The 12,420-nt window shown below is 61.4% G+C and carries 10 protein-coding genes; 6 read left to right on the top strand and 4 right to left on the bottom strand.

Features of this window, described 5'->3' with window-relative positions; genetic code table 11:
- Window positions 1-13 precede the first annotated feature (13 nt).
- On the bottom strand, window positions 14-607 hold the full coding sequence (gene purN, locus ACOAP0_RS15770; protein ID WP_498377174.1) for a phosphoribosylglycinamide formyltransferase: 594 nt from the start codon (window positions 605-607) through the stop codon (window positions 14-16).
- A gap of 13 nt (window positions 608-620) precedes the next feature.
- On the opposite strand from purN, the gene ACOAP0_RS15765 reads away from it, so the two are divergent.
- From ACOAP0_RS15765 to ACOAP0_RS15750, 4 genes are all read left to right on the top strand, one after another.
- A complete protein-coding gene (locus ACOAP0_RS15765) occupies window positions 621-1,295 on the top strand; it encodes a YceH family protein (protein WP_498377173.1) in 675 nt (224 codons plus the stop codon).
- Between the two features lie 68 nt (window positions 1,296-1,363).
- Window positions 1,364-2,569 carry an acyl-CoA dehydrogenase family protein gene (locus ACOAP0_RS15760; protein WP_498377172.1) on the top strand — a complete coding sequence of 402 codons (1,206 nt, stop codon included), beginning with the start codon at window positions 1,364-1,366 and terminating at the stop codon, window positions 2,567-2,569.
- A gap of 12 nt (window positions 2,570-2,581) precedes the next feature.
- Window positions 2,582-3,697, top strand: coding sequence for an acyl-CoA dehydrogenase family protein (locus ACOAP0_RS15755; protein ID WP_481874638.1), 1,116 nt, complete (start codon window positions 2,582-2,584; stop codon window positions 3,695-3,697).
- Between the two features lie 130 nt (window positions 3,698-3,827).
- Window positions 3,828-6,152, top strand: coding sequence for a putative bifunctional diguanylate cyclase/phosphodiesterase (locus ACOAP0_RS15750; protein WP_498377171.1), 2,325 nt, complete (start codon window positions 3,828-3,830; stop codon window positions 6,150-6,152).
- Here the strand turns inward: ACOAP0_RS15750 and ACOAP0_RS15745 are convergent, their stop codons facing one another.
- The 3 genes from ACOAP0_RS15745 to ACOAP0_RS15735 form a co-directional block, all read right to left on the bottom strand.
- Complete coding sequence (locus tag ACOAP0_RS15745; protein WP_498377170.1) at window positions 6,153-6,560, bottom strand: VOC family protein; 408 nt, start codon at window positions 6,558-6,560, stop codon at window positions 6,153-6,155.
- A 10-nt stretch (window positions 6,561-6,570) separates the two neighbouring features.
- Window positions 6,571-7,551, bottom strand: a complete 981-nt coding sequence (locus ACOAP0_RS15740; protein WP_498377169.1) for an AI-2E family transporter — start codon at window positions 7,549-7,551, stop codon at window positions 6,571-6,573.
- A gap of 69 nt (window positions 7,552-7,620) precedes the next feature.
- Window positions 7,621-8,517: a tetratricopeptide repeat protein gene (locus ACOAP0_RS15735; RefSeq protein ID WP_498377168.1), complete on the bottom strand. Its 897-nt coding sequence runs from the start codon at window positions 8,515-8,517 to the stop codon at window positions 7,621-7,623.
- A 189-nt stretch (window positions 8,518-8,706) separates the two neighbouring features.
- Between ACOAP0_RS15735 and ACOAP0_RS15730 the strand changes: the two genes are divergently transcribed.
- Window positions 8,707-9,633, top strand: coding sequence for a histone deacetylase family protein (locus ACOAP0_RS15730; protein ID WP_498377167.1), 927 nt, complete (start codon window positions 8,707-8,709; stop codon window positions 9,631-9,633).
- Between the two features lie 17 nt (window positions 9,634-9,650).
- Window positions 9,651-12,341 carry a bifunctional acetate--CoA ligase family protein/GNAT family N-acetyltransferase gene (locus ACOAP0_RS15725; protein ID WP_498377166.1) on the top strand — a complete coding sequence of 897 codons (2,691 nt, stop codon included), beginning with the start codon at window positions 9,651-9,653 and terminating at the stop codon, window positions 12,339-12,341.
- Window positions 12,342-12,420: the final 79 nt, after the last annotated feature.

Raw genomic sequence — 12,420 nt, 5'->3', positions numbered from 1 at the left:
TGTGCGCTGGCAGCTACTTTTTTGATAGCAGCGTCGCAACCGCCTGGGGGTAAATGCGGTGCTCCTGCGTGAGTACCCGGGCGGCCAGTGCGTCTGCTGTATCGCCAGGCAACACGGGCACCACGGCCTGCTCCAAGATCGGTCCATGGTCCAGCTCAGGCGTCACCAGGTGCACGGTGGCACCGGCAAATTTGCAACCGGCATCCAGCGCCCGTTGGTGCGTGTTCAAGCCGCCAAAAGCCGGCAACAGCGAGGGGTGAATGTTCACCAGACGCCCGGCATACTTCTCCACAAAGCCCGCGGTGAGGATGCGCATGAACCCGGCCAGCACCACCAGGACGGGTGCCTGCGGCGTGTCATAGCGGTTGATCACCTCAGCCAGGGCGGCATCAAACGCTTCGCGGTCGGCATAGGTTTTGTGGTCAAGCACATGGGTATCCAAGCCCTGCTCTTTGCCGAACACCAAGCCACCGGCGGTACCCTTGTTGCTGATAACGGCAGCCACCCGGGCGCCGTATCGACCCGGCCAGTCTTCTTTTTGGGATGCGCGCACGATGGCTGCCATGTTGGAGCCACCGCCAGAGATCAAAATCACGATGTTTTTCATAACTGGCTGAATTATGACCACCCCCCTCCTGCTCTCCCCTGTCGAAGCCCGCGTGCTGGCCACCCTGATGGAAAAAGCCCGCACGGTGCCCGACAGCTATCCGCTTACCCTGAACAGCCTGCTGCTGGGCTGCAACCAAAAGACCAGCCGGGAGCCACTGATGGAGTTGAGCGAGTCCGAAGTCAGCAGCGCCGTCGACAGCCTGCGCGAGGCCGGCCTGTTGCATGAAACCAGCGGCGGACGCGCCGTCAAGTTCACCCACAACGCCCAACGGGGTATCGGTGTGCCTGAACAAAGTGCTGTGTTGCTGGGCCTCTTGATGTTGCGCGGCCCGCAGACGGCCGCCGAGCTGCGTCTGAATGCCGAGCGCTGGTACCGTTTTGCCGACACCTCGTCGGTCGAAGCGTTTCTGGACGAGCTGCAGGAACGCAGTGAAGAAAAAGGCGGCCCCCTGGTCATCAAGCTGGACCGCGCACCCGGGGCCCGCGAACAACGTTGGGCCCACCTGCTGTGCGGGCCGGTGGATGCCAGCGCGGCGGTGGGCAGCCGGTCCGGCGCTGCAACGGGCCCGGCCAACGTGGAGCTTCAGGCCCGTGTCATGCAACTGGAAGCGGAGGTAGCCGACCTGCGCGCCACCGTACAAAAACTGTGCGCCGAACTCGGAATGTCACAACCCGGACAAGAATAAAAGAACGACCGTGCTAAAACACGGCGTAAAGTTCTGTTGAACCTGATAACGAGACCGAGGAGACTGCAATGGATCTGGCATTCACGCCTGAGGAACAGGCTTTCCGCGAGGAGGTGCGCACTTGGGTGACTTCCCACCTGCCCGCCGACATCGCCAACAAAGTGCACAACGCCCTGGAGCTGACCCGCGAAGACCACCAGCGATGGGCCAAAATTTTGGGCGCCAAAGGCTGGCTGGGTTTCGGCTGGCCCAAGGAATTTGGCGGCCCCGGCTGGACGGCCATCCAAAAGCATTTGTTTGAAGAAGAATGCGCGCTCGCCGGTGCGCCAAGGGTCATCCCCTTCGGCCCGGTGATGGTGGCGCCGGTGATCATGGCCTTCGGCAACGCTGAACAGCAGCAGCGCTTTTTGCCCGGCATTGCCAGTGGTGAAGTCTGGTGGAGCCAGGGCTACAGCGAACCGGGCTCCGGCTCGGACTTGGCCTCGGTCAAGACGCGTGCAGAGCGCCAGGGCAACAAATACATCGTGAACGGCCAGAAGACCTGGACCACGCTGGGCCAGTACGGCGAGTGGATATTCTGTCTGGTGCGCACCAGCAATGAAGGCAAGCCACAAACCGGCATCAGCTTCCTGCTGATCGACATGAAAAGCCCTGGCGTGACGGTGCGCCCCATCATCATGCTCGACGGCGGCCACGAGGTGAACGAAGTCTTTTTTGATAACGTGGAAGTCCCGGTGGAGAACCTGATCGGCGAAGAGAACAAGGGCTGGACCTATGCCAAGCACCTGCTGAGCCACGAGCGCACCAACATTGCCGACATCAACCGCTCCAAGCGCGAGTTGGAGCGCCTCAAGCGAATTGCCAAGCGCGAGGGCGTGTGGGAAGACAGCCGCTTCCGCGATGAAATCGCCAAGCTGGAAGTGGATGTGGTTGCCCTAGAGATGCTGGTGCTGCGCGTGCTGTCCGCTGAGAAGAGCGGCAAAAACTCGCTGGACATTGCCGGCCTGTTGAAGATCCGGGGCAGCGAGATCCAGCAGCGCTACAGCGAATTGATGATGCTGGCTGCCGGCCCATTTGCCCTGCCGCTCATCCGCGAAGCCATGGAAGCCGGCTGGCAAGGCGACGCCACTGCTGGCGCCCTGGGTGGCTTCCCCGGTGGCGAAGTGGGCAATGCGCCCTTGGCCTCCGCTTACTTCAACCTGCGCAAGACCACCATCTATGGCGGCAGCAACGAAGTGCAACGAAACATTGTTGCTCAGGTCGTCCTGGGCTAACGGGAGAAGAACATGGACTTTGATTTTTCTGACGACCAGGAACAACTGCGCGACGCGGTGCGAAAGTACGTTGACAAGGGCTACACCTTCGAACGCCGTCGCGCGGCCGAGAAAGCCGGTGGCTTTGATGCCGCCGCCTATGCCGAGCTGGCAGAGCTAGGACTTACCGGCCTCTATGTGCCCGAAGACGATGGCGGCATGGGGTTGGGCCCCATTGAAGGCATGGTGGTGATGGAGGAGCTGGGCCGCGGCATGGTGATGGAGCCTCTGGCGCAGAGCCTGATCGCCGGTGCGGTGTTGGCAGGCTATGCGGATGCCGCCACCCGTGCCGCTTGGCTGCCCGGTGTGGCCAGTGGCGAAAAGCTGGTGACCCTGGCCTACCAGGAGCGCGGCAGCCGCTACGCTCTGGATGCCATTGCAGGAAAAGCGCACCAGGCGCCCGGTGGCTATGTGCTGAACGCTACAAAAAGCATAGTAGCTGCCGGCGACAAGGCCGACGCCTACATCGTCTCCGCCAAGGTCAACAGCGTGATGGGCCTGTTCCTGGTAGAGCGCGAATCCGCGGGCGTCAGCACCCGGGGCTACAACACCCAGGGCGGTGGCCGTGCGGCAGAAGTCGCCTTCAAAAATGCTCCTGCGACCCTGATCACCACCCAAGGCCAAGCTGCGCTGGAACACGCGGTGGACATCGGCATTGCCGCCACCTGCGCAGAGGCCGTGGGCGTGATGGACAAGACCCTGGACATCACCGCCGAGTACATGAACACCCGCAAACAGTTCGGTGTGGCGATCAGCAGCTTCCAGGCACTGCGCCATCGCATGGCCGACATGAAGATGCAGCTGGAACTGGCCCGCTCCATGAGCTACTACGCCAGCCTCAAGCTCAATGCACCCGCACCGGAACGCCGCGCGGCCATGGCACGCGCCAAGTACCAACTCGGGACCAGCATGCGCTTCATCAGCCAGCAAGCGGTGCAGCTGCACGGCGGCATTGGCGTGACGGACGAGTACATCGTGAGCCACTACTTCCGCAAGCTCACCGAACTGGAAATGAGCTTCGGCGACACCCTTCACCACCTGGGTGAAGTGTCAGCCCGCATGCAGGACACGGCTGGCGTTTTCGCCTGATCTGCGGCGGTGTCCGATAGGCCCGGTTGCTGCGAAGCACCGGGCTTTTTTTCGCCTTTGACAGCTGAGTCGCGGTGTAGGATGTACATCAACATATCTGTAGAACCCGTGTAATCCCCAGCCCAGCACCATGAAAGGCAACGCCTCCCGCCCTGCTACCGGTTTCCGGGCCGGCTTGGTAGACATGTACAGCGCCGCGACTCCGCAAGCGGGCAGGCTGCGTGCTGCGCATCTGACTGCCGTCGTCCGGCTGACACCTGAAACCATGCTGGCCAACATCGCCAGCGCCGGGCTGATTTTGTGGACGTTTTCTCCAGACATCAGCTGGGAACTGTTGCTTTGGTTTGCCGGCATCCTGACCGTGTGCTTGTTTGCGTTGCGCAGCTGGCGCCGGAGTTTGGGTCGGCAATTCACCCAAGCTTCACCTGGCACCATCCACAAAGCCACTTGGCACGCCATCGTGCTCGGTGGCGTATGGGCCTTTATTCCGGTCTTCTGGTTTCCGGGCGCCTCTGACAGCCAACAGTTGACCATCGCCACCCTGCTGACCGGGATGATCGGTGCCGGCGGTTTTGTACTGAACCCGCTACCACTGGCCAGCGTGGCCTATGTCACGGTGTTCAGTGCCTCCGCTCTCGCAGCTCTGTGGCGTAGCGGTAACCCTGCGTATTCAGGCGTTGCGGCGTTGGTCAGTGTCTATGCCCCCTTGGTGACGCTCGCCGCCCTGACTGCCTGGCGCAAGTCCATGGCCTTGATCAATGCGGAGAGCCAATCGCAACAGCAGGAACAGACGATCTCTGTGCTTCTCTCGGACTTTGAACAAAACGCCGGCGATGCACTCTGGGAAACCGATGCCGCCGGTCGGCTGGTGCACATCTCGCCGAAGTTGTGTGAGCTGCTCCAAGTCAGCGAAGAAAAAGTTTCGGGCAACACATGGATGAGCATCTTGGTGCCCATTGATGCCAGCGGTGCAGTCACCCTGTCAGAGGCTTTGGCGAGTGGCAAGCCCTTCAAAGAATTGCAGATCTCCTTCAAAAGTCCCAGCGGGAACCGACACATTCAGCTGAACGGCAAAGCACTGCAAAACGATGAAGGCGCCTTCTCCGGATGGCGTGGGGTGGTCTCCGACGTCACGGAGAAAGTGCAAAGCACCAACCTGTTGCGGCAACTGGCCCACACGGACTCTTTGACCGGACTGACCAACCGATTCAAGCTCCGGGAATTTTTGACGGAGAAGGTCGCCGGAAAGCACCCCCTGGCTCTGCTATCCATCGATCTGGACCGCTTCAAAGCCATCAACGATCGCCATGGCCACAGCGTAGGGGACGATGTGCTGCGTTTGATCGCCCAGCGACTGAGGCAGCAACTCGGCCCACAAACCATGATTGCCCGCCTGGGTGGCGATGAATTTGCGGTTGTATTGGTAGAACCGGGCGACATCCAGCAAGCACCCACACTGGGTCGCCGGGTGGTACACCTGCTTCAAGAGCCCTTGGACATCAGCGTGCGCCGCCTGACCGTGGGCGGCAGTGTGGGTTTGACTATCAGCCGTGGGGACGTCGTTACCCTGGATGAACTGATGGTTCAGGCCGACATTGCCCTCTATGCGGCCAAAGACGCCGGACGCGGGCAATGTGTGGCCTACACCCCTGAACTGGGGGCCGTCAACCAGCGACGGGCCACCCTGGAATATGGCCTTCGGAAGGCCCTGCACCAGCAGGAGCTACAGCTCTACTGGCAACCCAAGGTCGACCTCAAGACCTGGAAAATTGTGGGAGCAGAAACCCTCATGCGTTGGCGACACCCGGTGCTGGGCTGGATCAGTCCCGGTGAATTCATCCCCATCGCGGAGCAAAGTGGAATGATTGCAGCGCTGGGAAGCTGGGCCTTGCTGGAGGCCTGCCGCATGCACTCCAGCGCGTTGGCAGGGCTGAAGGTATCGGTCAATGTGTCATCGATGCAGCTGCGCGATGACAGCTTTTTGTCGGTGTTGCAAGACGCCATGGATGAATTCCAGGTCAACCCCGGCCAGCTGGAGTTGGAACTCACCGAATCCGTATTCTTGGAAAGCGCCGACCACGCCTTGGCGATGCTGCATGCCATCAAGAAAACCGGCGTCAAGTTGGCGATGGACGACTTTGGTACGGGCTACTCATCGTTGTCTTACCTGCGCAGCTTCCCGTTTGACACGCTCAAGATAGACCGGGCATTTGTGATTGAACTGGTCGAGAAAAAGGATGCAGAGGCCGTCGTCCACATGATTACCGGCCTGGCCCAGACCTTGGGCATGCGAACCGTGTGCGAAGGGGTGGAAACACCACAACAACTCGAGGCCATCCAACGTGCCGGTTGTGATGAGGTACAGGGCTATATCGTGGCCAAACCCATGCCCTTGCAGGAGTTCGTGGTCTTCCGGGAGAACTGGGACAAGACCAAACCCACCGGCTGGCGATGACTAGCCTGGACTGAGAGGCTGGCCTGCCGCATGGCAGGCCACGCAAAGCTTATTGCCTTCCGGGTCACGAAAGTAGGCGCCGTAGTAATGAGCGTGATACTCGGGGCGCAGGCCCGGAGCCCCTTCGGACACACCACCTTGCGCAAGAGCGACTTGGTAGGCCGCATCCACCATAGCGCGTGTCTCAGCCAGAAATGCCGTCATCTGACCGTTTCCCGCGTGGTGCGTGCCTTCAAAAGGCGTGCCCACCAAGAACAGGGGGCGACTCACGCCTGCCTGCTGCCAACCGGCCCAAGGCCGCTCGGGTTCACAAAAGCGCAAGTCCAACTGCAATACGTCCATCAGCGGCCGGTAAAAGCGCATGGCCCGCTCGAAATCGGAAACGCCGATGAAAATATGCGAAAACATCAGCCCTCCTTCAGACCAAGCCGACTTCCAGCAGCTCGCGTTTGATGTAGGCGTAGTACAGGGGCGCGGCCACCAGGCCAGCGACACCAAAGATCGCTTCACCCACAAACATCACCGTCAACAACTCCCACGCGGAGGTGCCGGTGCGCTTGCCCACGACCTTGGCGTTGATAACGTATTCGAACTTGTGGATGGCAATCAAGAACATCAGGCAAGCCAAGCCCACCATGGGGGCCACTGACACACCTGCCAGGGTCAGTACCCCGTTGCACAACAGGTTCCCGACAATCGGGATCAGTCCGGCAAAAAAAGTCAGCGCCACCAGCATGCCCGAGTACGGAATGTGCACGTCAAACAAGGGCAAGGCGCCGAACAAAAAGAGCGCCGTACAAACAGCATTGAAAGTAGCGATCCAAAACTGGGCCACCACAATCTGCCGGAAGGCGCTGATGAAATACCGGGCACGGGCGCGTGCAGCGGCGCGCAGAGGCGCGGGATGCTCTACTCCGGGCGAGCCCACGATCAGCGCACCAATGACCAAGCCCACATAAGCCAAGAGCCCGCCCTGCAGGCCGGCAGAGCCGAAACCCGTCAGGGCATGGGCCTGGCTTTGCAGGTACGCCGCCAGCCAAGCTTGTGCAGCGACCAGCTCATCAGGAAGGTGGGCGGCCAGGTTGGGCGGCAACTTTTGGCGGATTTCCAGCACCGTACCAGCCAAGTGGTGGAGCAAGGCTTCGTACTGCGCACCCGCGCTGAACACCATGCCCTTGGCGTTGGACAACACCAATGCCAACAGCACCAGCGGAACCACAATGACCCACGCTGCCGCCGCAAAGCCACTAGGCCGCCAGCGGCCCAAGCGCCGGCTGGTGCTTAAAGCCTGAGTGGCCATAAAACCCAGGCAAACCGCCAGAAGTCCAGGCAGGAGGCCGTACACCAAGACCGCGAGGCACACACCACCCGCCAGCACATAGGCGCTGGTGGTGACCATTCGGGGGGGAACGCGAGGGGAGGAGTGAGGGGTGGCTTTGGGCGTCATGAGTGACGCGATGGTACCAACTCAAGTATCCCAATCCGAGGACGAATCCCTGGAAACTCCGGGGTCGTCCCACGTGGTGCTGTCGCTGATGCCGAAATCCGCTCCGCCCATGTCGCGGTTGAGGTCGTTGCCCAAGACGCTGTTATCTGACACCGGGTTGCTGAAGTTGCCACTGTCATGCACCGCGTCATGCCCACCCATGAGGTTGCGGCCTATGGCTTCCGCCGCCATCACGCCAGCACCTACGGCCAGCCCGGTGGCAACACCGCCCATGATTTTTCCCCCCAGACCACTGACGGGGGCTTGACCATATCCGGCGCCATAAGTCGGGCCGTATGGCTGCGGACCATAGGGATTGGACGCTGGGCCGCCGAAGGTCTGCGGGCCGTTCAACCCTCCGCTCATGGAAGCACCATAGGCAGGCTGGAGGACCTTCACGTCCGGTGTACGGCGGCGGAAAGCAAAAAACGCCAAGGCAATCACGCCGCCGGCAAGCAGCACAGGTAGCGCCCAGCCACCCGACGAGGACGGTGCAGGGCTGCTGTAAGCCACCGGCGCCGCGTTGGCATGGGCTACCACAGCGCTCGCCTGGCTGCCCGAGAGCTGGCTGCGCAAGGCTTGTACCGCCTCTGCCTTGGCAAAGGGCAGACCGGGAGCCAGTTTTTCCGCTTTGGCCAGCGACTCGCGTGCACTGGCGAGTTGGCCCTGTCGGGCATACAGCTCGCTGCGCACATAGTGGGCCTTGGCACTGTTGGGGTGCGAAACCAGTACCTGTTGCACCATTACCTGTGCCTGCTCCAGCTTGCCGGCCTGCGCAGTGGTGTAAATGTCGTTCAACGACGGCTCCTGCTGAGCCCACGCGGCACTACCGGCCAACATGCCCATTACCAGCGCCCATTTCCAGATGCTTTTGTTCATCGCTACAAACTCCTTGCGGTTGTGACAGTGCGTTCGCTTGCCAGGTCCAGTTTGCGTCGCGAGGGTACAAATCAAGTCGCTGGTCGGTGAAGGTTGTGTAAAGGCTTGATGCGGTCCTTATTGCCCCATATCAAGACTCGTGTCAGCTTGGCTGCCTAGACTGGCAAAAAAACAGATGCAGGAGACACGATGCTGCCCGCCTTTATTTCTCACCCCGACTGCGCCCGCCACGAAATGGGGCCGGACCACCCCGAGTGCCCCGAACGCTTGGGTGCCATCCAGGACATGCTGTTGCTGCGCGGACTGCTGGACTACATGAACACCTATGACGCGCCTCTGGCCACCGAAGCGCAGCTGGGTCGGGCCCACGCCATCAACTATGTGCATGAGCTGATTGAGGCGTCTCCCAAAGAGGGTTACCACAAGGTGGACCCTGACACCGACATGAACCCCTTCACAGTACGTGCTGCCTTGCGCGCGGCGGGGGCTGCCGTGCAGGCCACAGATCTGGTCATCAGCGGGCAGGTACCCACCGCTTTTTGCAGCGTGCGCCCGCCGGGCCACCATGCAGAACGCTCGGCTGCCATGGGGTTTTGCTTTTTCAACAACGTGGCGGTTGGTATACGCCATGCGCTGGACGTGCACGGATTGGAACGCGTGGCCTTGATTGACTTCGATGTGCACCACGGCAATGGCAGTGAAGACATTTTTCGCGGCGATGACCGGGTGCTCATGTGTTCCATCTTCGAGCAGGGACTCTATCCCTATAACGGGGAGAAGGCCGTGGGCCCCAACATGATGAATGTAGGTCTGCCCGCACGCTCGGGCAGCGACAAATTCCGCGAGGCGGTGGCCACCCAGTGGGTGCCTGCGCTGGACGCCTTTGCCCCTCAGCTCATCTACATCTCTGCAGGCTTTGACGCACACCGTGAAGACGATATGGGCAACCTCGGTCTGGTCGATGCGGACTATGCTTGGGTCACCCGGCAGCTCATGGGTGTCGCCCAACGGCATTGCCAGGGGCGCATCATCTCTTGTCTGGAGGGCGGCTATGTGCTGAACCCGCTGGCCCGCAGCGTGGCCGAGCACGTCAAAGTCCTCATCGGCGCCGATTGAATCTGGAGTCACACCCCATGGAAAAGCATTACCTGTCCCCTCTTTTCACCCCGCAATCGGTCATCGTGTTTGCCGGGCAGGTGGATGCACCTGAGCAACTGCCGCCTCAGGCACGCATGCTGGTGGCCGCCCTGCAGGCCCAGACATTTACCGGCCTGCTGCGTTTTCTGGACATCCACAGCACCGGCACCTTGGCAGACCTGGCGCAATCGCGCGCAGACCTGGCGGTCATCGCCCTCCCTCCTGAGGATCTGACCGCTGCGCTGGAAATTGCAGGGCGCATAGCCTGCAAAGCCGCAGTGATTGTGTCCAGTGGCATCAGTGCAGAGCTGGCAGCATCCCTGGCCAAAATCGCCAAACGCGAAGGCGTACAACTGCTGGGCCCGAATTCTTTGGGCTTGCAACGCCCGCAGCTGCAGCTCAATGCCAGCCTCGCAGGCCCCTTGGCACACCGCGGGCCGCTGGCGCTGGTGTCGCAGTCGGGCGCCCTGGCCTCTTCCATGCTGGACTGGGCTGCCAACAACGCTGTGGGCTTCTCCACTGTCGTGTCATTGGGCCCCCACACCTCCGTGGATCTGGCGCACGTGCTCGACTTTCTGGCCAATGACGCGCAAACCCAAAGCATCGTGGTCTACATGGAGGGCATTTCGGATGCCCGCCGGTTCATGAGTGCCCTGCGTATGGCTGCCAACGCCAAACCGGTGGTAGTGCTCAAGGCCGGGCGGCGCCCTGCCGGCAATGAGGCCGCCCAAACCCACAGCGGCGCCATAGTGGGCAGTGACGATGTGTTCGACGCTGCTCTGCGCCGCGCAGGCGCCGTGCGGGTGCGCTCTTTCGTGGAGCTGTTCTCGGCAGCCAAGTGCCTGGCATCGCGCTACCGCCCCGTCGGCAAGCGCTTGGCACTGGTCACCAACGGGGGCGGCCCCGGTGTGCTGGCCGCCGACTGGATCAACGAACTCCAGCTGGAACTCGGCAGGCTTTCTGCCACGACCACAGAGACCCTCAAACCCCTGCTCCCGCCGTTGGCCTCCTTAACGGATCTGATTGATCTGTCGGAGGAAGCGGACGCAGAACACTTCAAGGCAGCGCTGGACGCTGCCGGCAAGGACCGAGGGGTAGACGGCGTGTTGGCCATCTATTCGCCCAAAGCGGGCCACGACGCGTCTGCGGTGGCCACCGCCCTGGCAGAGGTCAAAAAAACCATCGGCAAACCCTTGCTCTCCTGTTGGATGGGCGACAGCACGGTCAACGCGGCACGTGGCATCCTGAAAGCCGCCGAGATACCCAGCTTCAGAACTCCGGAAGCTGCAGTGGGCGCCTTCGGCAACATTGCCTCCTTCCATCAGAACCAGCTGCTCTTGCAGCAAACGCCACCACCGCTCTCCACGCTGGCCAAGCCGGACATTGAAGGCGCGCGCCTGGTGATCGAAAGCGTGCTGGCCGAGCGGCGCAAGGTGCTCACCGAGATGGAGTCCAAGACCCTGCTCTCGGCATTCCACATTCCCGTCACACGTACCATCCTGGCCCGCAGCGCCAACGAGGCCATGATGATTGCCACACAGCTGGGCTTTCCGGCAGTGCTCAAAATCGACTCGCCCGACATCAGCCACAAATCGGATGTGGGCGGCGTGGCGCTGAACATCATGAACGCCACCGGTGTGCGTGACACCTACAACGACATGATGCAAACCGTGAAGCGCCTGCGCCCCGATGCCCGCATCAATGGCGTCACGGTGCAAAGTATGGTGCGCTCCCGACATGGCCGTGAGATCTATATCGGTTTGGTCACGGATGACCCGTTCGGTCCAGTCATTGCCTTCGGCGCCGGCGGCACCATGATCGAGTTGATCAACGACCGCGCCATGGAACTGCCCCCGCTCAACCAGTTTCTGGCGCGCCGCCTCATCGAACGCTCGCGGGTGGCCGAGACCTTGGGTGAATGGCGCGGCAACGCACCCGCCAACATCGACCTGCTGGAGCAGATATTGCTGCGCATCTCCGAGATGGTGTGCGAGCTGCCCCAGCTGCGCGAGATGGACATCAACCCCATCATCGTGGATGAACACGGCGCGCTCGCGGTGGACGCACGCATCGTCATCGACAACGCACCGCAAGGCGTCAGCAGCCGCGTCCACAACTACAACCACCTTTCCATCCTGCCCTACCCCGCCCAGTACGAGCAACTCTGGCCCATGCGCGGGGGCGGTGAATACACCGTGCGCCCGGTGCAACCGGACGACGCGCAGATGCTGCAGGACCTGGTGCAAGGCCTTTCCAAGGAGAGTCGCTACTTCCGCTTTGTCTCCAGCATGCATGAGCTGCCGCCCGCGATGCTCGCCCGCTTCACACTGATTGATTACGACCGGGAAATGGCGCTGGTGGCCATTCACAAGACACGCACTGCGGGCGAAGACGGCGAGATGCTGGAAACCGAACGCATCATCGGTGTGTCGCGCTATGTGACCAACCCCGACAAATCGAGCTGTGAGTTCTCTTTGGTGGTGGCGGACGACTTTGCCGGCAAAGGCCTGGGTTCGCGGCTGATGATGTCCATCATGGACGTGGCACGCGACAAAGGCCTGAGCGAAATCGAAGGCCTGGTGCTCACCCACAACCCCGGCATGCTCAAGCTGATGCGCAGCCTGGGCTTCACCGTCAAAACCTTTGAAGAAGACGCTGATTTCAAACTGGTAAGCCACCCGCTGTAGCGCCTGCTTCGGGCGCAGCCTCCACACCCGAACGCTTCACATTTCTTTGCATTTCCGCGCTGGAACTCGGGCTGGCGCG

The sequence above is a fragment of the Curvibacter sp. Hmag1.1 genome (genome assembly GCF_059769165.1).
The sequence above is the reverse complement of the archived record's forward strand: the minus strand, read 5'-3'. Positions and strand labels throughout refer to the sequence as shown.